The sequence below is a fragment of the Qipengyuania sp. SM2507 genome, assembly GCF_053714505.1.
In genome coordinates this window covers 703,534-724,510 of sequence record NZ_CM132307.1, presented here as the reverse complement: position 1 = coordinate 724,510, position 20,977 = coordinate 703,534, and the positions used below count along the sequence as shown (strand labels likewise).

Here is a 20,977-nt window from a genome sequence, read left to right as displayed (position 1 = left end):
TTAACAACACATTGCGAAAAGTGTCTGTTTTCGTTCGACTCGCGCGACAGCAGGTGGCTCGGCGCCCGCCGCATCCCCGCCAATCCCCGAATTGTCCGAAACTGGCCTCAGAGGGAGAGCGACTCGTCCACCAGCTCGTCGAGCACGGCGCGACGGCGCGGGAGGTCGGGATCATCTTCCTCGTCGAGCAGCGCGGCATCGGCGAGCAGCGTCACCTGCCCTTCGCCAATCCGGCAGCGCGCCATGATCCGGCTAGGCACAATGGCGCATTCGCCCGCTGCCTCGCTGGCGATCGGCACGAAAGCCCCCGCGAGATCGACGGGTACCGCCATGCCGAAGGCTTCTTCGCGGCGTTCGCCCTGCGGCTGCGCGGTGTCGAAAGTCAGTTCCAGCCCCCAACGCGCCAGAATCGGCGAGAGCAGCGCGACATCCTGCGGGCGTCGCGGATCGCCGATCGAAAACTGCGAATGGCTGGTCAGCATCGGATCGGCGAACAACAGCAACTGCCCCCCGGCGCGCAGCCAATTGTCCAGCGCGACGTTCTCAGCCCCCGACAGCGCGCGCGGCTGGGCCAGCAGCAGATGGTCGAGTGGTGCCAGCGCCTCCGCGCTCAGCACATCGAGCGGGACCAGTTCGAAGCGGGTTTCGAGAGACTGCCGCACCCAGCCGGGCTCGCTCTCTTCCTTCAGTATGGTCGCGAAATCGGCGCTTTCCTGCCAGTAGATCGGCAGCGTGCTCGACAGGCCAAGCGGAGCCTTGAGCGTTTCGGCCTCGCCGCTGCCCTGGTCGGTTGCGGCGCCGCAAGCGCTGCAGGCCAGCAGCGCGCTCGCCACAAACAGTCGCATCCTATTGACTGCCGGTGGGCCGCGAGGTGCCCTGTTCGGGCATGACCGGTGCCGTCGCCGCAGACCCGGCCGGAGCGGGCGTCGGCGTGGCGGGAAGATCGGGGACCACGCCCGCCTCCACCAGCGGATCGGCGCTCTTGGGCTTGGGCTGGGGGATATTGGTCGAGGCGGCCTCGGGGACAGCATTGCGCTCGACCTCGTCGGCCTGGTTCTGGATGACACTCGCCAGGCCGACCAGCATCAGCACGCCGACCACGCCGCCGATGCCGACCTGAAGCCGGTTCATCGCTTGCTGGCGGGTTCCCCCGAGCGGACTAGGGGGCAAATCGCCCGAAGGCACCCTCGCCTTGCTGTCGAAGAAACGGGCCATGCCCCTAGGTAGGACGGGCAAGGCCACCGGGTCAATCCTGCGCCGTTCCACCGGCAGCAAGCCAGGAGAAGACCGGCAGACCCTTCGCCTCGAGCCATTCGGGGTCGTAGAGCGAGGAGAGATAGCGGAAACCGGTGTCGCACAGGATGGTCACCACGCGCGGATCCGTGCGCCCTTGCGCCCGCAATTGCTTGCCCAGCGCGACCGCCCCGGCGACGTTGATCCCGCTCGACAGGCCGAGGCACAGCCCTTCCTCGCGCAGCAGCCGCGCGACCCATTCGAGGCCTTCCTCGTCGGAGATGCGGAATTGCGTGTCTATCGGCGCGCCTTCGAGGTTGCCGGTGATCCGCCCTTGCCCGATCCCCTCGGCGACCGAGGAGCCCTCGCCCTTGAGCTCGCCATGCGCGTAGTAGTTGTACAGCGCCGCGCCATGCGGATCGGTCAGCGCGATGACGACGTCCTCGTCGAATTCCTTGAGCCCCATGCCGACGCCGGCGATCGTCCCGCCGGTCCCCGCGGCGCAGGTGAAGCCGTCGATCCGGCCCTCCATCTGCTCCCAGATTTCCCTGGCGGTGCCTTCGATATGCGCCTTGCGGTTGGCGGTGTTGTCGAACTGGTTGGCCCAGACCGCGTTCTCGGTCTCTTCGGCCAGCCGGCGGCTGGTGTGAACGAAGTGGTTGCAGTCGGAATATTTGGTCGGCGGCACGGTGACCAGTTCGGCCCCCAGCGCCCGCAGCGTGTCCATCTTCTCGCGCGACTGGTTGTCGGGCATGACGATGATGGTGCGATAACCCAGCGCGTTGCACACCAGCGCCATGCCGATGCCGGTGTTGCCGGCGGTTCCCTCGACTACGCAACCGCCGGGCTTGAGCTCGCCGCGCGCCTCGGCGTCGCGGACGATGAACAGCGCCGCGCGATCCTTGACGCTGGCGCCGGGGTTGGCAAATTCGCATTTGCCGTAGATGTCGCAACCCGCCGCCTCGCTCGGCCCGGCGAGCCGGACCAGAGGAGTGTTGCCGATAAGATCGAGCGGGCTGGCGCGGGTTGAAAGGGCAGTCATCATCGCCGAGCTAGGCTCGCGCCGCCCGCCCCGCAACCAAGTTCAATCTTCAGGCGCGATAGTTACTTTCAGCCCGTCGAGCGCAGGCGTGAAGGGGATCTGGCAACCCAGACGGGAGGTCGCGTTGCGATGTTCGGTGGATTCGAGCAGATCGTCCTCGTCCTCGCTCATCGCGGGCAATTGATCGGCGAAGGCCGGGTCGACATGGACGTGGCAAGTGGCGCAGGAGCAGCAGCCCCCGCACAGCGCCAGCAATTCGTCGAAACCATTGTCGCGGATCGCTTCCATCACGGTGAGGCCGTCCTCGACCTCGATCTCGGAGGTTTCGCCTTCGCGGGTGGTGACGATCAGCTTGGGCATGGATCTCGGCGCTCCTGGTGCTGTGGCATGTGGTGGCCCGGTTGCGCACGTCGCGGGGGCCTGTGGCTTCGGTTCGGTCGCGCTGCTAGGGCTGGCGGCGCGGTTTGGCAAGGCGCGGGCCGCGGGAGGATGTATGGGTCTCACTGCGGAACAGTTGCACCACGCGCTCGGCGAACTGGCGCAGCGCGAACCGGCCGTGGCGGGCGCGCTCGAACGCTGCGGCCATCCCGAACCGCGCATCCGCCCGACCGGCTACCTTACCCTGCTTCGCACCATCGTCGGCCAGCAGGTTTCAGTCGCCTCCGCCGCCGCGGTGTGGCGCAAGCTCGAGGCCGAGCTGGGCGAGGGATTCACGCCCCAAACCCTGCTGGCGCGCGATTTCGACACGCTGCGCGCCTGCGGCCTGTCGCGCCAGAAACAGGGCTATGCGCGCAGCCTGTGCGAACTGGTTGCGGCGAACGAGCTCGATCTGGACAATCTCCCGGCGGACGACGAGGAGGCGATCGCCGAACTCACCCGGATCAAGGGTATCGGGCGCTGGTCGGCGGAAATATACCTGCTGTTCGCCGAAGGGCGCCCCGATATCTGGCCGGCGGGCGATCTGGCCGTGCAGGCGGGCGTCGGCGGTTTGCTCGGGCTGGAGGAGCGCCCCAGCGAGAAGGCGGTTCGCAAACTCGCGGAGGCCTGGCGTCCCCACCGCGGAGCCATGGCTATCTTCACCTGGCATGTTTACGACAATCCCGCTCTGTAATGCCTTCGCATTGCAACAGTCCCGCATTGTAATGCGTTCGTCGAATTGAGATCATTTTCCGGCCCGCCGGGTCTATGGTCGATTCGGCTCAAGTCACCACAGGGGATAGGATCATGATCAAGTTCACAACCGCGCTGCTCGCAGCGACTTCGCTTGCACTGCCGTCGGCGGCCGCAGCAGACAATCACCGTCCCCAGGCCAATACAACCGGCCAGACCGCGCCCCTGATCCCGCGCGAGGACTTGTTCGGCAACCCGACCCGTACCGCGGGCCAGATCAGCCCGGATGGCAAATGGCTCAGCTGGCGCGCGCCCAAGGACGGGGTCATGAACGTCTGGATCGCTCCGGCAAGCGATCCTGCAGCGGCGCGCGCGATCACCTCGTCCACCGACCGGCCCATCCCGCAGTATTTCTGGGCGCCCGACAGCCGCAGCGTGCTCTATGTGCAGGACAAGGGGGGCGACGAGAACTTCCTGCTTTACGGCGTCGATATCGCCTCGGGCGCAGAGCGGACGATGACACCGTTCGAGAACACCCGCGTGCAGGTCGTCGGCACTTCGAACCGGATCAAGGACAAGGTGCTGATCGGGGTCAACAACCGCGACCCGCGCTTCCACGATGTCCACCTGCTCGATCTCAACAGCGGCGAACTGACGCTGGTCCAGCAGAACGACGGCTATGCCGGCTTCCTGGCCGACGACAATCTCGACCTGCGCATGGCGCTGCGCCCTAATGCCGCAGGCGGGATGGACTTCTTCCCCATCGCCGAGGGTGAAATCGCCGCCGCCCCCAGCGACAGCACGGGGCTCGAGGATTCGCTGACCACCCAGCCTGCCGGTTTCACCACCGACGGCACGACCATGTACTGGATCGACAGCCGCGGTCGCAACACCGCCGCGCTGATCGCGCAGGATGTCGCGACCGGCGAAAAGACCGTGATCGCCGAAAACGACAAGGCCGATATCGGCGGCGCGATGGCCGACCCGCGGACCGGCGAGATCGAAGCCTACAGCTTCACCTATCTGACCACTGAGTGGACCGCGATCGACCCCGAGATCAAGGCTTCGCTCGACTGGCTCGACGAGCGGCTGGAGGGCAATTACGGCGTCCAGTCGCGCACCGAGGACGACACCAAATGGATCGTCTGGAACGACCCGCTGACGGCGCCGACCAAGGCCTATATCTACGACCGGGGCGCGCAGTCGCTGACCGAATTCTACAGCGCCCGGCCCGAGCTGGAAGGTGCGCCGCTGCAGACGATGCATCCGCTGGAATTGACCTCGCGCGACGGGCTCACGCTGCCCTCCTACCTCACCCTGCCGCCGGGCAGCGATGTCGATGGCGACGGCACGCCCGAAGCCTCGGTGCCGATGGTGCTGATGGTCCACGGCGGCCCCTGGGCGCGGGATGGCTACGGCTACAATTCCTACCATCAATGGCTGGCCAACCGCGGCTATGCGGTGCTCAGCGTCAATTTCCGCGGCTCGACCGGCTTCGGCAAGGAATTCATCTCCGCGGGCGATCTCGAATGGGGCCGCAAGATGCATGACGATCTGATCGACGCGGTCGACTGGGCGGTGGCCGAGGGCATCACCGCGCCCGACAAGGTGGCGATCATGGGCGGATCCTACGGCGGCTACGCGACGCTCGCCGGGCTCACCTTCACGCCCGAGAAATTCGCCTGCGGGGTCGATATCGTCGGCCCGTCCAATCTCGAAACCCTGCTCGAGACGATCCCGCCCTATTGGGAACCGCTGATCGCGCAGTTCCACGAACGGATGGGCAATCCCAACACCCCCGAAGGTCTCGCGATGCTCAAGGAGCGCAGTCCGCTCCATTCCGCCGACCGGATCGTCAAGCCGCTGCTGATCGGCCAGGGCGCCAACGATCCGCGCGTCAAGCAGGCGGAGAGCGACCAGATCGTCGCCGCGATGCAGGACAAGGACATCCCCGTCACCTATGTGCTGTTCCCCGACGAGGGCCATGGTTTTGCCAAGCCGACCAACAACATCGCCTTCAATGCGGTGACCGAGAATTTCCTCGCCACCTGCCTCGGTGGGCGCGCCGAGCCGATCGGCGACACGGTCGCGGATTCGACGGCGCAGATCGTCGAAGGCGAGGAATACGTCCAGGGACTGGCCGCAGCGCTCGGCGGTTGACGCTCACCTGGATCGAGTGAACAAGCGGGCCGCGCGGAGACCATCTTCGCGCGGCTTGTTATTGGGGAGAATTGGGTTGAGCGCGAGAAAGGCGATTTTCGTCACCGGGGGCGGCTCGGGCATCGGGCGCGCGATCGCGCAGCATTTCGGCAAGCAGGGCTGGTTCGTCGGTCTCGGCGATATCGACGAGCACGGCATGGACGTCACCGCCGACGGCCTGCCGGGCGGGCACCATTATATCCACAAGCTCGACGTCCGCGACCGCGCGGAATGGGATGTCGCTCTCAACGCCTTCTCGATGGCTTCGGGCGGGCGGATCGATGTGGTGGTCAACAACGCCGGCATTCCCATCGGCGGATCGCTGATCGAGAACAGCACCGAGGAAATCGAGCGCTGCCTCGACATCAATCTCAAGGGCGTGCTGTTCGGCGCGCAGGCCGCCTATCCTCATCTGAAAAAGACCGCCCCGGGTTCCTGCCTGCTCAACACCGCCAGCGCGGCGGGCATCTTCGGCTCGCCCGGCGCCAGCGTCTACAGCGCGACCAGATTCGGCGTACGCGGGCTGACCGAGAGCCTCGATGGCGAATGGCACGAGGACGGGATCAAGGTCCGCTCGCTGTGCCCCGGCTTTATCGAGACTCCGCTGCTCGACAAGACCCCCAACCACGGCGCCAACGAGGCGATCCGCGACCGGGTAAACGCAGCGGGGCTGGAAATCACCCCGGTCGAAGATGTCGCTCTGGCCGCCTGGGAAGCGGTGCATGGCGACAAGGTCCACACGCTGGTCGGCAAGACCGCGCGCAAGCTCGCCTTCGCGGTGCGCTGGATGCCCGGCCGGTTGCGCAAGATGTCGCGCAGCAACTCGCGCGCGCTGGGCCGCTAGCCGCGTTGGCCTAGACCAGCGCGTCGATGTCCTTTGCCATGTTGACGTCGCGCAGGCTGAGCCCATCGGCGTCATGGGTGGTCAGCGTGATCTCGACCTTGTTGTAGACGTTGGACCATTCGGGATGATGATCGCGCTTTTCGGCAATCATGGCGACGCGGGCCATGAAGGCGAAGGCCTCGCTGAAATCCCTGAACTCGAAACTGCGCTCGATGGCCTTGCCCTCGCGCGCCAGCGACCATTCGTCGAGCGCGTCCAGCCAGCTCGCGCGTTCGTCCTCGTTCAATTGTCGAACCGGCATGAGCCATCTCCTTCGCTTGTCGGTTCGCGCGCTTTTGCCTATCGGCCTTAGTCATGCAAGCCCGTCTCGCCGCGAAGGATATCGCCTGCCGCCGCGGCGACCGGCTGCTGTTCCGCGGCGTCTCCTGCGCGCTCGCACCCGGTGAAGCGCTGCATGTCGCGGGCGCCAACGGTATCGGCAAGTCGAGCCTGATCCGCATCCTCGCCGGATTGTTGCGCCCCTTTGCCGGCGAAGTGACCCGCAGCGGCGGGATCGGCCTGCTAGACGAACGCCCCGCGCTCGACCCTCAGGCCAGCCTCCAGGCGGCACTTGGCTTCTGGGCCGCGCTCGACGGAACGAAACCGATGGCGCTCACCGAGCACGCCGAGGCGCTCGGGCTCTACGATCTGTTCGACGTGCCGGTGCGCTTTCTTTCCACCGGCCAGACCAAGCGCGCCGCGCTTGCCCGGCTGCTTGGACAGGCGGTGCCGATCTGGCTGCTCGACGAACCGCTCAACGGGCTCGACACCAGGGGCGTGGCGCTGGCCGAGCAACTTGTGGCGCACCACCTCGCCAGTGGCGGGATCGCTGTCATCGCCTCGCACCAGCGCTTCGCTACGCCCGCCGCGACACTCACCCTGGCGGAGTTCGCGGCATGATCGGTGCGCTGCTGCGGCGCGATCTGGCGGTGCTGCTGCCCGGCGGACGGCGCGGCGGTTCGCTGCTGCCGCTGTTGTTCTTCCTCGCGGTGGCGATGCTCTATCCCTTCGCGGTCGGGCCTGAACCCGAATTGCTGGCGCGCACCGGCGGAGGGGTGATCTGGGTCGCGGCGCTGCTCGCGGCGATCCTCCCGCTCGAGCGGCTGGTGAGCGCCGATCTGGAAGCCGGCGTGTTCGACCAGCTCTATTTGCGCGGAGTATCGGAGGAACTGGCGATGGCCAGCCGCCTGCTCGCGCATTGGCTGGCCTTCGCGCCGCTACTGCTGCTCGCCGCGCTTCCTGCCGCAACGCTGCTCAACCTGCCCGCCGAGACGCTGCGCATCTTGCTGCTCGGCCTGCTCGCGGGAACACCGGGTCTGGCCGCAATCGGTCTCGCCATCGCCGCGCTGACCGCCTCGCTGCGCGGCGGCGCGGCGCTTTCAGGGCTGATGGTGATCCCGCTGGCGGTGCCGATCCTGATCTTCGGCGCGGGCTCGCTCGCACGCCCCGATGGTTCAGGACTGGCGCTGACCGCCGCGATCAGCCTGGGCCTCTGCGCACTCGCCCCTTTCGCCGCCGGTGCCGCGATCCGCGCGGCGCGCGAGGGTTAGGGGGATTCCCCGCGCACTTGCTCCGCCGGTTCGGTGTTCTCTGCATCCTTGCGAGCGGCCCGCCCGCCGATACCCAGCCGCGCGGCCATCCAGTTGATGCTCGGCCCCTGGATCACGCTCGACACCAGCACGACGAAGAACACCACGTTGAATATGGTGAAGGCGCCGGGGATCCCCGCCACCATCGGGAAGGTCGCGAGCACGATCGGCACCGCGCCGCGCAGCCCCGCCCACGACACGAACAGCTTGGCGCGCCAGCCGAAGCGGCGGAACGGGGCGAGGCAGACGAACACGCTCAGCGGGCGGGCGACGAACATCAGGATGAAAGCAATCGCCAGCCCCGGCACCGCGACGTCGATCAGATTGGTCGGCGCCACCAGCAGCCCGAGCGTGAGGAACATCACCACCTGCGCCAGCCAGGCCATCCCGTCCTGGAAGGTCGAGACGATCAGCTTGGCCTTGTAGACGCGATTGCCCGCGACCAGCCCGGCCAGATAGGCTGCCAGAAAGCCGTTGCCCTGCAGCAGTTCGGCCAGCCCATAGGCGATCAGCGCCCCTGCGATCGAGATCACAAAGGCCAGCCCACCATGATAGAAATTGGAGCGTTTGAGCACCTCGGGAAGCAGGTAGCCCACACCCAACCCGATGATCGCCCCCATCGCCATCTGCACCGCGAAATCGGGCACCAGCGCCAGCGGCGACGTGCCCGGGGTGGTAATGAACAGCAGCGCTGCGCCGACCAGGAAGATCGCCATCGGGTCGTTGGAACCCGATTCCACCTCGATCAGCGCGGGCACATCGCCATGCAGGTCGAGCCCGCTCGAGCGCAATATGGCGAAGACCGCGGCGGCGTCTGTCGAGGCGACCACCGCGCCAAGCAGGAAGCCCTGCAGCGGATCGAGCCCGAGCAGATACACCGCCGCCGCTGCGGTGATGCTGGCGCTGAGAAGCACTCCCAGCGTCGCCAAGACAAGGGCGGGCGGCAAAACCCGCTTCACATCGCGCCAGTCGGTGTCGAGCCCGCCGGAAAACAGGATGAAGATCAGGCAGGCAACGCCGATCCCCTGCGTCAGCGCATAATTGTCGAACCCGATGCCGCCGGGCCCGTCCACCCCGGCCAGCATCCCGAGCGCGAGAAAGCCGATCAGCGCTGGCAGACCGAACCGGCTCGACAGCGATCCGGCGAAAACAGTCGTCAAAAGCAGGATGCCAAGGATCAGGAGCGCGACATCGGGGGTGACGGACAGCATGCGGCCCCTGAAAGCCGCCCGCGCGGGCTAAGGCAAGGAGGAATGCGGGGAAATCTAGTGGAGGGGCAATCTGTAAATAGGGCCGGCAGCGCGGATGTCCTTCAAACGCTCTCCATCGCGGCGGTCTTACCCAGCCAGTCTGCGCTGTCGACCGCATTGGCGAGCACGAAGGCGACATCGCCTCGCGCGGCCTTGCCTTGCGGGTCGACGTCTTCGCCGAAGCGGATGTCGCGATTGCCATCCGCCTCGGTCAGGCTGACCGGTCGGACGATCGCATAGTCCAGCCCCGCCGCCTTGAGGTGTTCGTCCGCGTCGTGCTTGGCCTGGAGATAATGCGCCATCTCGCCGTCTTTCGGCGGATTCTCCGTACCGATGCTGCTCAGCATCACGAAGCGCTTCACAGCTGACTTCGCGGCGATGTCGATGAGCCGCATGGCTCCATCGCGGTCGACCTTGTCGGTCATTTCGGCGCCAGTATCCCCGCCCGAACCCGCCGCGAATACGACCGCGTCGCAGCCGTCACACACATCGTCCTGCAAATCCGTGAGGTCGCCGCGCCGCTGCTGCGTGCCTTCGGGCAAGCCGCTGGTGTCCGAGCCTTCGCGGACGAGCGCGACCGGATCGTGCCCGCGCGAGGCGAGTTCGGCGACGAGCCGCAACCCGGTTTTACCGGTTGCTCCGGCGACAAGAATTTTCATGGCAAACTCCAAAAGTGAATCAGGTTCTGCCTTCTCTACTCGCCTCACCCGCGAAAGTTTCCCCGCATCGAACCCTTCGTCGCAGGCGACGAAACCGGACCGTCCGTTGACGACCTATGTGTGGACATTGGGTAGGTGCTTAGTAGGCGGATATCGGTAGCCTAACCCATGTCCATTGCGGTTGCGCGGCATCTGACGCCCACACATCGACCCGCGTCTCTATGCCCTCTACCGGCACGTTTAGATAAGCGAACCTATTGCTGTCGCTGAGAGCCACAGCTTTGCCGGGAGTGCTTATGGTGCCACTGAAACAGGCTACTCCATTCTCGCAGGGCTGATCGCTGATGGTGACCTGCGCCTCCCCATCAAAGTAAGACTGCACCAGAAAGCAAATGCAGTCGTCAGTCGCAGTCACTGCGGCTGCTGCTACGTCCGAGGGAATGGTCTTCTCCGCTGTCGGGTCGGAAAGGAATAGTACTGGGTGTTCGACTGTGATTTCTAAGTGAAACTTGCTCATTTATCCCCCCGTATGCGGGCGAGAGCCTATCCCGGTTAATGTCCGCAATCCACCCAATACCGGACATCGCGCCTCGGTATGGTTGCGTCGAAAGCTGCCATTCGGCGGGCGACACGGGTTTCCGACATTCCGAGCGCGGCGGACACAAACACCTTCCCGGTCGTTGTGGTCGTGAGATGCCCCGAATGACGTATTACTTCTCGACCAAACTGACCGGCGTCACGTTCGAAGACGCGATAACCCGAACGACCGAGGCGCTCCAGCAGGAGGGGTTCGGCATCATCAGCCAGATCGATCTGCAGGAGACCTTGCGCAAGAAGCTGGGAGTGGAGTTTCGCCGCTACGTGATCCTCGGCGCGTGCAATCCGACACTGGCGCACGAGGCGCTGCAGCTCGAGGACAAGGTCGGGACGATGCTCCCCTGCAATGTCATCGTGCAGGAGATCGCGGACGGCGTGGAGGTCGCTGCGGTCAATCCGGTCGCCTCCATGCTGGCCATCCCGAACAACGAACTGGGAGAGAAGGCTGCCGCCGTGGGCGACAAGCTGCGCAGTGCTATCGAGACGCTGTCTCAGTAGCGGGCCGACCGGGCACAACCGAGCGTCGGTTTGTGATCCCGCGCCTCACGCGTAAGGCGGTTGGTGCAGGCCCTTGGCGCTCTGGGTGAAGATCTCGTTGCCGGTCTCGGTGATGCCCAGCGAATGCTCGAACTGCGCCGAGAGGGTCTTGTCGCGGGTCACCGCGGTCCAGCCGTCGTTGAGCAGCTTGGCGTGCGGGCGGCCGAGGTTGATCATCGGTTCGATGGTGAAGAACATCCCCGGCTTGAGCACCGGCCCGGTGCCCGCCTTGGCGGCGTGGATCACCTCGGGCGCGTCGTGGAACAGACGTCCGAGGCCATGGCCGCAGAATTCGCGCACCACGCCATAGCGGTACTGGCTCGCATGAGCCTCGATCGCCGCGCCGATATCGCCGACCCGCGCGCCGGGCTGCGCCGCCGCGATACCCAGCATCAGGCATTCATAGGTGACCTCGACCAGCCGCTTTGCCTTGAGCGGCGGCTCGCCCGCAAAGAACATCCGGCTGGTGTCGCCGTGCCAGCCGTCGAGCAGCGGGGTGACGTCGATATTGACGATGTCGCCCTCTTTGAGGACCTTGTCGCTCGGGATACCGTGGCAGATGACGTGGTTGATCGAGATGCAACAACTGTGCGCATAGCCGCGATAGCCCATTGTCGCGGGCACCGCGCCGCCAGCGAGCGTGAGCTCGCGCACTTTGTCGTCGATCGCTGCGGTGGAAACGCCGGGCTGCACCATCGGCGCGATCTCGTCGAGAATGGACGCGGCGAGCTGGCCCGCGCGGCGCATCCCGGCGAAGCCTTCCTCGCCATGGAGCTTGATGGTGCCGTCGCGAAGGACGGTCTCGGTGCCGTCGATGGTCTGATATTCGGTCATGGCCGCGATGTAGCGACGCAAGCGCCGAATTGCGAGGCCTTGATGCGGTGTCAGGGTTCTGGCGCTTAGCCCTGCGGTCCCAGCGAGAAGGCCTTCTCGTAACCTGGCTTCACCGCATCGAGCAGCGCGGTGTCCACCGGCAGGTCGAATTCATACGAGCCCTCGGCATAGGGACCGGCTACATAGGGCATTACCCAGATGCTTACTCGGTCGAAGGTCTCGCCATCGGACGATCCCAGCAGCACGGTGAGTTCCTCGACTCCGGGGCAAGCGCTGAAATAGTCGTCGGCATCGCGATCGACGGGTTCGCCCCGCCGCTCGCCGCGTTCGGCGTCGAGCATGGTGCAAAAGCGCCGCGCGATCGCGTTCTGAAGGTTCTGCGGGCTGCGGAACAGGTCGAGCGGCTCGCGCGCCACCCCGGCGCTTTTATCCCACAACAGGCTGTCGAAGCCGGTGTTGGGATGGGCACCGCCCGCATAGGTCGAAATCGTGCCCGACAGGCTCAGCCAGCCGGGTATGTCCGCCACCAGCTGCCAATCGCCCAAGAAACTGTGGGGCCGGTAAGGATAATCCCCTTCCGCGGCAGCCGCGCGATCCTCGCGCGTCGTCTCGACCAGATCGGCACGCGCCCCGTCCGCACGTCCCTGCAACAGCGTCGCCAGCGCGGGGATGGAATTGGCCTCGCCCGGCCAGGAATATTCGAACTCGTAGTCGTCAGTGGTCTCGGCGATGGCGCGGCCCTCGCCCGCCTCGGTGCCCGGCGGGAGGGGCGTCGTAGCGCTGGCGCTGGCCTCTGCCGAGGTGCCCAGCCGCTCCTCCATCTCGCCCGTATCCGAGCACGCCGCACTCGACAGCAGGGCTGCAATCAGGAACAGGCGCGGGTTCATCGGCATTCCTTTGCCATATGCACAACCAAAACAGGGTAGCCACACAATGGCCGATACCAGTGATTTGATCCAGCCGGATCGCGGACAGGACGCGATTTCCATCCATCTCGTCGCGCGCGACGGGTTCGAGGCCTGGGCGAAGCAGCTCTCCGCCGGGCAGCGCAGCGCGCTCGCGGCGCAGAAATTCGAAGGCGGCGGTTATCAGACCGCGATCGTCCCCGATGGCGACCGCTGGTTCGCGGTGGGCGGCGTCGCCAACCCCGCCGAACTCTCGAGCTGGTGCATGGCCAAGCTCGCCGAGGATCTGCCCGCTGGCACCTATCGCCTTGCCGGGGGCGAGCCCGGCCCGGCGCTGCACGGCTGGCAGACCGCGCAATACACATTCGAACGCTACAAACAGCCGGACAAGCCCACCGGCCCGCGCTTGCTGCTGACCAAGGAGGCAGGCAAGATCGACGCCGCAATCGCCGAGGCGCGCGCGGTGGGCGTGGTGCGCGATCTGGTCAACACGCCGGCCGAGGACATGGGCCCCGCCGCGCTGGAGGAACATGCCGAATGGCTCGCCAAGACGCACAAGGGAGAATTGACCGTGGTGCGCGGCGATACGCTCGAGCAGGAATACCCGATGATCCACACGGTGGGCCGCGCGGCGGCGCGCAAGCATGCGCCCCGGCTGCTGCACCTCACCTGGGGCAAGAAGAGCGATCCGGTGCTCGCCATCGTCGGCAAGGGCGTGTGCTTCGATTCTGGCGGGCTCGATGTGAAATCGGCCAACGGCATGAAGCTGATGAAGAAGGACATGGGCGGTGCGGCGCACGCGCTGGCGCTCGCGGAACTGATCATGGGCGGCGGGCTCAAGGTGCGGCTGCACTGCCTCGTCCCCGCGGTCGAGAACGCCATTTCGAGCAATTCCTTCCGCCCCGGCGATGTGCTCGCTTCGCGAAAAGGCCTGACCGTCGAAATCGGCAATACCGATGCCGAAGGCCGGCTTGTGCTGGGCGATGCGCTAACCCGCGTCAGCGAGGAGAAGCCCGATCTGATCATCGATTTCGCCACGCTGACCGGCGCTGCGCGGGTGGCGCTGGGGCCGGAATTTCCTGCGCTGATGACGCGCCGCGACGCCACCGCCGACGCGCTGGTTGCCGCGGGCCGTGCGCATGACGACGAGCCATGGCGGCTACCGCTGCCCGAGGGCTATGCCGAATGGCTCGCCTCCGACATCGCCGACACCAACAACGCCCATAGCAACGGTTTTGCCGGCGCCAGCGTGGCCGGGCTGTTCCTCGACAAATTCGTCGGTGAAGGTCTGGACTGGGCGCATTTCGATACCTTCGCCTGGCGCCCGACTGCCAAGCCGGGTCGGCCCAAGGGCGGCGAGGCCTATGGCCTGCGTGCCGCCTGGCACATGCTGCGCAACCGCTATGGGAACGCCTAGCGGCCGGCGGGTCCGGCTAGGCCGGTTGCGTAACAAAGGCGTCATGCTTGCCGCAGGGCGTCCGTGCGGCTAAGCGGCCCGCCATGCCCTCTACGAGGATCCCGACCGCACTGTGAGCCAGCCCGCGCCCTATGAACTGCCCGACGGGATCGTCGGGCTGACCGGTGCTGTCGAACGCCCCGAGGCGGGCACGCTGCCGCTGCGCGCCGATCTGGCGCATATCGCGCTCGCGCACCGCTTCCTCGCGGTCCACTACGTGATCCCGCAGATCCGTATAATCGGGCCCAAGGACACACCGCTGATGCTGGCGCCGCGCGAGGATTCCGAGGTATTGGTCACGCTTCCCGCGGGCACGGCAATCGAGGCGCTCGACTGCTCGGGCGCCTGGTGCTGGGTTTGCCGCGGACCCGAAGGGCCGAGCGGCTATGTCCCCGTCGCAAGCCTGACCCCAGACAGCGGCCCCGAAAGCGACAATGCCGCTTAGCGTCTTCGTCGACGGCGCCGCGGGCACCACCGGGCTCGAGATCCTCGAGCGGCTGGCGGAGCGCGACGGTTTCGCGCTGATCGAACTGGACGAGAGCCGCCGCAAGGACGAGGCCGCGCGCCGCGAAGCACTCAACGAGGCCGACATCGCGATCCTCTGCCTCCCCGACGAGGCCGCGCGTCAGGCGATGGAACTGCTCGATCCCACAGCAGGAACGCGCATCATCGACGCTTCCTCGGCACATCGCACCACCAAAGGCTGGTGCTACGGCTTTCCCGAACTGGTCGGGCGTGAGCGCGTCGCCGAGGCCCGCAGGGTCAGCAATCCGGGCTGCTATCCCACCGGCTTTCTGGCGCTGGTAGCGCCGCTGGTGCGCGAAGGGCTGCTCCCTGCCGACTGGCCCTATACGGTCAACGCCGTCAGCGGGTATTCGGGGGGCGGCAAGAGCCTGATCGAACGCTTCCAGATGGAAGGAGCGCCGGCCTTCCGCGCCTATGGCTACGACATGGCGCACAAGCACAGAGCCGAGATGAAAGCGCATGCGGGGCTGAAACACGGCGTGATCTTCGCTCCCTCGGTTGTCCCGGCCTATCGCGGCATGATCGTCGAGGTTCCGCTCCATCTCGGGGCAATGGCGGGCGAGCCGAGCGCCGATGCGCTGCGTGCCGCGCTAGACGATTTCTACGCGGATTCGCCGGTCATATCGGTTCGCGGCAGCAGCGTGCCGAGCGAATTGCTCCTGGAAGAGAACGCGCCGCCATCGGACGGCATGGAGCTTTTCGTATTCGGCAATACCGGCGGCTGGCACGCGCGGCTGGTCGCCCGGCTCGACAATCTCGGCAAGGGTGCCAGCGGGGCAGCTATCCAGTCGCTCAACCTGATGTGCGGCCTGCCTGAGACGACCGGGCTGCGGCTCCCCGCTGCCTAAATTCCGGGCAGCGGTCGCACAACATTTGGGCAGCGCCCTCGGCCACGGCAATGCCGTTGCAATTTGCACCTAAGGACTTTTCGAAACTTGCCCGAAACCGGCCTTGCGCGCCCGCTTCGATGCTCTACGCTCGCCTCCGTACTTGGCACGATTCTTGGAACATGTGCCACGGCATATTCGTAGCTAGGCCACAGACGGGGACGAGTATCACGTGAAAAAAATCGAGGCGATCATCAAGCCGTTCAAGCTGGACGAGGTGAAGGAGGCGCTGCACGAAGTCGGCGTTTCGGGCATCACCGTGACCGAGGCGAAGGGCTTCGGCCGCCAGAAGGGCCATACCGAGCTCTATCGCGGTGCCGAATATGTGGTCGATTTCCTCCCCAAGGTGAAGCTCGAGGTCGTCGTCAGCGACGCCATCGCCGAGCGCACCGTCGAAGCGATCGCCAACGCCGCGCAGACCGGACGCATCGGCGATGGCAAGATTTTCGTCTCACCAATCGAGTCTGCGCTGCGCATCCGCACCGGCGAGCGCGACGACGACGCGATCTGAGCCTCAATAATCCGGGCCCCCGCGCCCAACACACAATTTCATCCAGACGGAGAACACGACAATGGCAAGTGCAAGCGAGATCCTCAAACGGCTGACCGACGAAGACATCGACTGGCTCGACCTGCGCTTCACCGATCCCAAGGGCAAGTGGCACCATCTCACCATGGTCGCGCGCGCGCTCGACGAGGACATGCTCGAGGACGGGCTGATGTTCGACGGTTCCTCGATCGCCGGCTGGAAGGTGATCAACGAGAGCGACATGATCCTGAAACCCGATCTCGAGCGGGTCTATCTCGATCCCTTCGCCGCCGAGGCGACGATGATCGTGTTCTGCGACATTGTCGAACCCTCGACCGGCGACTGGTATTCGCGCGATCCGCGCACCACCGCCAAGCGCGCCGAAGCCTATCTGGGCAATTCGGGGATCGGCGACACGATCTATGTCGGACCCGAGGCCGAGTTCTTCATGTTCGACGATGTCCGCTTCGAGGATGGCTACGCCGGTTCGGGCTTCACGCTCGACGATATCGAGCTGCCGACCAATTCGGGCCGCGAATACGAGAGCGGCAACATGGGCCACCGCCCGCGCGCCAAGGGCGGCTATTTCCCGGTTGCCCCAGTCGATTCCGCCACCGATATCCGCGGCGAGATGGTCGCCACCATGCTCGAGATGGGGCTGCCTTGCGACAAGCACCACCACGAAGTCGCCGCCGCGCAGCACGAGCTCGGCCTGACCTATTCGACGCTGGTCGAAACCGCCGACAACATGCAGATCTACAAGTATGTCGTCCACCAGGTCGCGCATGCCTATGGCAAGACCGCGACCTTCATGCCCAAGCCGATCAAGGACGACAACGGTTCGGGCATGCACACCCATATGTCGATCTGGTCCGACGGCAAGCCGACCTTCGCGGGCAATGAATACGCCGGCCTGTCGGAGAACTGCCTGTTCTTCATCGCCGGCGTCATCAAGCACGCCAAGGCATTGAACGCCTTCACCAACCCCACCACCAACAGCTACAAGCGGCTGGTCCCGGGCTTCGAGGCACCGGTGCTGCTCGCCTATTCGGCACGCAACCGCTCGGCCTCCTGCCGCATCCCCTATGGTGCGGGCGAGAAGGCCAAGCGGGTCGAGTTCCGCTTCCCTGACGCGATGGCCAACCCCTATCTCGCCTATGCCGCGCTGCTGATGGCGGGTCTCGACGGGATCCAGAACAAGCTCCACCCGGGCGAGGCGATGGACAAGAACCTCTACGATTTGCCGCCCGCCGAGCTGGCCGATGTGCCGACCGTCTGCGGGTCCTTGCGCGAAGCGCTCGAGGCGCTCGAGGCGGATCACGAATTCCTGCTCAAGGGCGATGTCTTCACCAAGGACCAGATCGACGCCTATGCCGAGCTGAAGTGGGAAGAGGTCATCCGCATGGAGACCACCCCCTGCGCGGTAGAGTTCGACATGTATTACAGCGCCTGATACAGCGCTCGTATCACCGAGGGGGGCGTCCGGAGCAATCCGGACGCCCTTTCGGTTTTATGAGCCGGTCTTTGTGGGCCCAGTTTCGTCGGCCCCCTCAGTTCGGCCCCCTCAGTTCGGCCCGCGCATCATCAGCCCGCGGCGCGCGCCCTGCCAGAAGCAGCCGATCAGCAGGAACACCGCAAACATCGTCAGCCAGTCGAGCGGCGCGGGTGCGGCGACGAAGCCGGTGTGCGCCAGCAGCGCCCAGCCCCCACCAACCACCAGCAGCAGCGCGAAGGCGCTCCCCGTCGCATCGCGCGACAACGCGCGCTGCATCTCGTCGGTCAGGCGCTGAGAGACCACGCTCAGAGCGGAGGCGCAGGCGATCAGGATGATCGCCCCTCCCGCACTCAGCAGCGGCTCCAGCGGCCCGACCGGCCCCGACAGCGCCAGGAGGACGAGCGCTCCGCCCAGCGCCACCATGGCAATCGAACTCAGCGTCAGCATCCGCCGCCCCTCGCGCAATTCGTCGGCATCCTCGACATTGAGGAATTTGGCGCCAGCCTTGGGACTGGCCGAGCCCAGCCCGACCGCCAGCCCGGTGAGGATGTAGAGCACCCCGACCAGCCCGCCGATATCGCGCGAGGCGCCCAGCCCGTCCGCGCTGGAAATGTCGGTGAGGTTGAGAAACAGCAGCGAGGCGAGAAACCCGCTGATTGCCCCGCCCGCGATCGGCAGCGCCAGCCGGCGAGCCAGGGATTTCTTCTTCGGGGTCGGTTCGGAGGTTTGGGGTTGAGCAATCATTCTTCGGGCTCCCAGTGATCGATGAACAGGTCTGGCACCGCCACGCCGAACAGCCTGGCCATGCGCAGCGCCAGCGGCAGCGAGGGATCGTATTTGTCGGTTTCGACCGCGTTGATGGTCTGGCGCGAGACGCCAAGCCGGCGGGCAAGCTCGCCCTGGCTCCAGCCCTGCTCCTCGCGATAGCCCTTCAAACGGTTTTCCAACGACACGCCTCCTGCCTGACAAGAGCTCTTTACTGTAAAGAATTCTTGTCAGTCAAGAGGTCTTGTCAGGCCAGCGTGCAACATTGCGAGCGAGGCGGGCCGAAGCGGCACCGTGGATTGCCGCGTCGCCTGCGGCTTTTCGCAATGGCGATGCTCTGGGGGCGCGATCGATCCCGTTCGCGTCGAGCGCAGTCGAGACACCCCGCACCCGCCTCTCGACTTCGCTCGAGGCGAACGGATCGCGCACAAAGCAATTTCCTACACGGGGTCGATCTGCCAGCATCCGGCGTATGGATCGGCGAACCGAATGGAACGGCAAGACGGATGGCGAGAAAAGGTCACAGCACCCTGTGGCTTTCGCAAAGGCGAAGTCCACACCGCGGTTCCGCAAACCGCCCGCAAGTCCCTGGCGCGGCAACTAAACGCGGCAAGGGTCAGAGCGCTTGAAACCAGGGAAGTGTCACCCCCCGAAGCGCCGGCTTGCATAAAGCATTTTCCTACAGCCCCCGGTCCTGCCTACTTGTCGTGCCTCGATTCGGCTTGGGATGAGGTGGCAGCATGCAGCGCAGGACGGTTTTCGATGCGGTACGGCAGATGCTCGGGCGCGGGTTCCGGCGGGCGGAGGTGGCGGCGCTCGACCGCGCCATCGACGCGGCGCTCGGCGTTGCGGGTGAGGATGCTCACACTCAGCCGCATTCCATCGGGCCAGACGGCGTCGCGCTGATCAAGCGCTTCGAGGGTTGCGGGCGGCAGCGTAGCGACGGGATGGTCGAAGCCTATCCCGACCCGGGAACCGGAGGCGATCCCTGGACCATCGGCTGGGGAGCCACTGGAGCGGGAATCGGCCCGGGCACGGTGTGGACGCGGGCGCAATGCGACGAACGGCTTGCGTGCGATTTGGGGCGCTATGCCGCCGATGTCGCGCGCGCCATCGGTGACGCGCCGACCAGCCAGCGCCAGTTCGATGCGCTCGCCAGCTTCCATTACAACACCGGCGCGCTGGTTCGCTCTACGCTGCTGCGCCGCCATCTGGCGGGCGATTTCGCCGGGGCGGCAAGCGAATTCGCGCGCTGGAAACACGCCGGTGGGCGGGTGATGGTCGGGCTGGTCCGCCGCCGGGCGGCGGAGGCCCGGCTCTACCTTGCGGGCGAATGAACCGCGGTTTCATGCGGGTTTCCGTGGCGGATTGCGCGACCGATTGCATGGAACCCGCTGGCTTGCGCCACGTTGGAAAGACAATCAGGAGTTAACCTATGTTTAGATTAAGGCTGGGCGTGGCCGCGCTTGCGCTGGCCGCGTCGGGCGCATTTGCCCAGAATACCGGCCAGCCCGGAGCGGAGCAGGGCGCGCCGCAGAATGCCGAACAGCGCGGCGGACCGCCCGGATCTGAGCGCTCCGGCGATGGCCGCGACCAGCGGGGCGACCAACGCGACAAGGCGGAGCGGACCGACGAGGCCCCGCCCCGTGCCGCCGATCTGCGCGGCCTGCGCGACGCCGGACGCGATGCGCAGGTGGTGGCCGATATTCTCAAGAACCAGGACAGTCGCGAGGCGCGCAATCCCTCGCAACCCGCCGCCGACCGCCCCGGCCCTCCCGCCCGCAGCGGCGCGCCCAGCGAGACGGGGCTGCGCGACCTGTTCTCACGCGAAGGCACCGAACGCGTGCTCGAACGCATGGTCGCTGGCCCGCTCGACCGTAGCGTGCGGATGCTCGTCCGCTGCCCGCCCGGTCTCGCCAAGACCGGCGGTTGCGAAGCTCCGGGGCGGGCCCAGTCCAATGCCGGACAGCGCGACAGCCTGCCCGGACGTGCCCTTTCGCCGCTGCTGTTCGGGCTGACCGGCTTCGACGCCGGTCGCTATCTCTATCGCGATGGCTATCTGATGCAGCTCGCCGATGGTGATGGGATCGCGGGCTACATCCCGTTGCTCGGCGGCGCGCTGGCCAGCGGCAATATCTGGCCCGGTTCCTACGGCAGCGCGAATGTCCCCGCCTATCTGGTCGATTTCTACAATCTCGGCCAGCCGGGCAGCTATCGCTACGCCGACAACACGCTCTACCGCGTCGATCCGCAGAGCGCCGCGATCCAGTCGGTCGCCGCGCTGCTCACCGACGAGGAAGTCACGATCGGCGAACCGATGCCAGCAGGCTACGATGTCTACAACGTCCCGTACCCCTTCCGCGACCGCTACGCCGATTCCGCCGAGGCGGCCTACCGCTATGTCGATGGCTATGTGTACCGCCTGGATCCCGAAACCCGGCTGGTCACCGCAGCGTTCGATCTCCTTACGTGAACCAGGACC

General features: G+C 66.0%; 24 protein-coding genes. 13 read left to right on the top strand and 11 right to left on the bottom strand.

Annotation, left to right across the window (positions count from 1 at the left end; genetic code table 11):
- Positions 1-107: 107 nt before the first annotated feature.
- From ACWIKC_RS03430 to ACWIKC_RS03415, 4 genes are read right to left on the bottom strand one after another with little or no spacing between them, the layout of a single operon-like run.
- Complete coding sequence (locus ACWIKC_RS03430; RefSeq protein ID WP_454598730.1) at positions 108-833, bottom strand: Gldg family protein; 726 nt, start codon at positions 831-833, stop codon at positions 108-110.
- A gap of 13 nt (positions 834-846) precedes the next feature.
- Positions 847-1,215: a hypothetical protein gene (locus ACWIKC_RS03425; RefSeq protein ID WP_454598729.1), complete on the bottom strand. Its 369-nt coding sequence runs from the start codon at positions 1,213-1,215 to the stop codon at positions 847-849.
- Positions 1,216-1,246: 31 nt separating this feature from the next.
- On the bottom strand, positions 1,247-2,278 hold the full coding sequence (locus ACWIKC_RS03420; protein WP_454598728.1) for a cysteine synthase A: 1,032 nt from the start codon (positions 2,276-2,278) through the stop codon (positions 1,247-1,249).
- Positions 2,279-2,317: 39 nt separating this feature from the next.
- Positions 2,318-2,635, bottom strand: coding sequence for a 2Fe-2S iron-sulfur cluster-binding protein (locus ACWIKC_RS03415; RefSeq protein WP_454598727.1), 318 nt, complete (start codon positions 2,633-2,635; stop codon positions 2,318-2,320).
- A 133-nt stretch (positions 2,636-2,768) separates the two neighbouring features.
- Between ACWIKC_RS03415 and ACWIKC_RS03410 the strand changes: the two genes are divergently transcribed.
- The 3 genes from ACWIKC_RS03410 to ACWIKC_RS03400 all read left to right on the top strand — a co-directional run bounded on the left by ACWIKC_RS03410 (position 2,769) and on the right by ACWIKC_RS03400 (position 6,428).
- Positions 2,769-3,386 carry a DNA-3-methyladenine glycosylase family protein gene (locus ACWIKC_RS03410; protein ID WP_454598726.1) on the top strand — a complete coding sequence of 206 codons (618 nt, stop codon included), beginning with the start codon at positions 2,769-2,771 and terminating at the stop codon, positions 3,384-3,386.
- Positions 3,387-3,499: 113 nt separating this feature from the next.
- On the top strand, positions 3,500-5,545 hold the full coding sequence (locus ACWIKC_RS03405; RefSeq protein WP_454598725.1) for an alpha/beta fold hydrolase: 2,046 nt from the start codon (positions 3,500-3,502) through the stop codon (positions 5,543-5,545).
- Positions 5,546-5,621: 76 nt separating this feature from the next.
- Positions 5,622-6,428, top strand: a complete 807-nt coding sequence (locus ACWIKC_RS03400) for an SDR family oxidoreductase (RefSeq protein WP_454598724.1) — start codon at positions 5,622-5,624, stop codon at positions 6,426-6,428.
- A 10-nt stretch (positions 6,429-6,438) separates the two neighbouring features.
- Here the strand turns inward: ACWIKC_RS03400 and ACWIKC_RS03395 are convergent, their stop codons facing one another.
- The gene (locus tag ACWIKC_RS03395; protein ID WP_454598723.1) at positions 6,439-6,729 is read right to left on the bottom strand and encodes a 4a-hydroxytetrahydrobiopterin dehydratase; all 291 of its coding nucleotides are present in this window, start codon (positions 6,727-6,729) and stop codon (positions 6,439-6,441) included.
- Positions 6,730-6,782: 53 nt separating this feature from the next.
- Here ACWIKC_RS03395 and ccmA point away from each other — a divergent pair, with 53 nt between their 5' ends.
- Both ccmA and ACWIKC_RS03385 read left to right on the top strand, forming a co-directional pair.
- Positions 6,783-7,367 carry a heme ABC exporter ATP-binding protein CcmA gene (gene ccmA, locus ACWIKC_RS03390; RefSeq protein WP_454598722.1) on the top strand — a complete coding sequence of 195 codons (585 nt, stop codon included), beginning with the start codon at positions 6,783-6,785 and terminating at the stop codon, positions 7,365-7,367.
- Positions 7,364-8,017, top strand: a complete 654-nt coding sequence (locus tag ACWIKC_RS03385; protein ID WP_454598721.1) for a heme exporter protein CcmB — start codon at positions 7,364-7,366, stop codon at positions 8,015-8,017. The genes ccmA and ACWIKC_RS03385 overlap by 4 nt, the downstream gene beginning before the upstream one ends.
- On the opposite strand, the gene ACWIKC_RS03380 is transcribed toward ACWIKC_RS03385, so the two are convergent.
- On the bottom strand, positions 8,014-9,267 hold the full coding sequence (locus ACWIKC_RS03380; RefSeq protein ID WP_454598720.1) for a potassium/proton antiporter: 1,254 nt from the start codon (positions 9,265-9,267) through the stop codon (positions 8,014-8,016). The two genes, ACWIKC_RS03385 and ACWIKC_RS03380, sit on opposite strands and share 4 nt — an antisense overlap.
- A gap of 101 nt (positions 9,268-9,368) precedes the next feature.
- Positions 9,369-9,965, bottom strand: coding sequence for an SDR family oxidoreductase (locus ACWIKC_RS03375; RefSeq protein ID WP_454598719.1), 597 nt, complete (start codon positions 9,963-9,965; stop codon positions 9,369-9,371).
- 702 nt (positions 9,966-10,667) lie between these two features.
- Between ACWIKC_RS03375 and ACWIKC_RS03370 the strand changes: the two genes are divergently transcribed.
- The gene (locus ACWIKC_RS03370; RefSeq protein WP_454598718.1) at positions 10,668-11,060 is read left to right on the top strand and encodes a DUF302 domain-containing protein; all 393 of its coding nucleotides are present in this window, start codon (positions 10,668-10,670) and stop codon (positions 11,058-11,060) included.
- 45 nt (positions 11,061-11,105) lie between these two features.
- Here the strand turns inward: ACWIKC_RS03370 and map are convergent, their stop codons facing one another.
- Both map and ACWIKC_RS03360 read right to left on the bottom strand, forming a co-directional pair.
- Entirely contained in the window at positions 11,106-11,933 is an 828-nt protein-coding gene (map, locus tag ACWIKC_RS03365; protein WP_454598717.1) for a type I methionyl aminopeptidase, read from the bottom strand.
- A gap of 65 nt (positions 11,934-11,998) precedes the next feature.
- Entirely contained in the window at positions 11,999-12,820 is an 822-nt protein-coding gene (locus ACWIKC_RS03360; RefSeq protein ID WP_454598716.1) for a DUF4163 domain-containing protein, read from the bottom strand.
- Positions 12,821-12,866: 46 nt separating this feature from the next.
- On the opposite strand from ACWIKC_RS03360, the gene ACWIKC_RS03355 reads away from it, so the two are divergent.
- From ACWIKC_RS03355 to glnA, 5 genes are all read left to right on the top strand, one after another.
- Positions 12,867-14,255, top strand: a complete 1,389-nt coding sequence (locus ACWIKC_RS03355; RefSeq protein ID WP_454598715.1) for a leucyl aminopeptidase family protein — start codon at positions 12,867-12,869, stop codon at positions 14,253-14,255.
- A gap of 112 nt (positions 14,256-14,367) precedes the next feature.
- Complete coding sequence (locus tag ACWIKC_RS03350) at positions 14,368-14,739, top strand: hypothetical protein (RefSeq protein ID WP_454598714.1); 372 nt, start codon at positions 14,368-14,370, stop codon at positions 14,737-14,739.
- Entirely contained in the window at positions 14,729-15,667 is a 939-nt protein-coding gene (gene argC / locus ACWIKC_RS03345; protein WP_454598713.1) for an N-acetyl-gamma-glutamyl-phosphate reductase, read from the top strand. The genes ACWIKC_RS03350 and argC overlap by 11 nt, the downstream gene beginning before the upstream one ends.
- A gap of 211 nt (positions 15,668-15,878) precedes the next feature.
- On the top strand, positions 15,879-16,217 hold the full coding sequence (locus ACWIKC_RS03340) for a P-II family nitrogen regulator (protein ID WP_454598712.1): 339 nt from the start codon (positions 15,879-15,881) through the stop codon (positions 16,215-16,217).
- 61 nt (positions 16,218-16,278) lie between these two features.
- Complete coding sequence (gene glnA / locus ACWIKC_RS03335) at positions 16,279-17,688, top strand: type I glutamate--ammonia ligase (RefSeq protein ID WP_454598711.1); 1,410 nt, start codon at positions 16,279-16,281, stop codon at positions 17,686-17,688.
- A 111-nt stretch (positions 17,689-17,799) separates the two neighbouring features.
- Here glnA and ACWIKC_RS03330 read toward each other — a convergent pair whose 3' ends face one another.
- Both ACWIKC_RS03330 and ACWIKC_RS03325 read right to left on the bottom strand, forming a co-directional pair.
- Entirely contained in the window at positions 17,800-18,474 is a 675-nt protein-coding gene (locus tag ACWIKC_RS03330; RefSeq protein ID WP_454598710.1) for a hypothetical protein, read from the bottom strand.
- Positions 18,471-18,677, bottom strand: a complete 207-nt coding sequence (locus ACWIKC_RS03325) for a helix-turn-helix transcriptional regulator (RefSeq protein ID WP_454598709.1) — start codon at positions 18,675-18,677, stop codon at positions 18,471-18,473. Before ACWIKC_RS03325 ends, ACWIKC_RS03330 begins: the two co-directional genes overlap by 4 nt.
- Positions 18,678-19,235: 558 nt before the next feature.
- Between ACWIKC_RS03325 and ACWIKC_RS03320 the strand changes: the two genes are divergently transcribed.
- The gene (locus ACWIKC_RS03320; protein ID WP_454598708.1) at positions 19,236-19,832 is read left to right on the top strand and encodes a lysozyme; all 597 of its coding nucleotides are present in this window, start codon (positions 19,236-19,238) and stop codon (positions 19,830-19,832) included.
- A 98-nt stretch (positions 19,833-19,930) separates the two neighbouring features.
- A complete protein-coding gene (locus ACWIKC_RS03315) occupies positions 19,931-20,968 on the top strand; it encodes a hypothetical protein (protein ID WP_454598707.1) in 1,038 nt (345 codons plus the stop codon).
- Positions 20,969-20,977 lie beyond the last annotated feature (9 nt).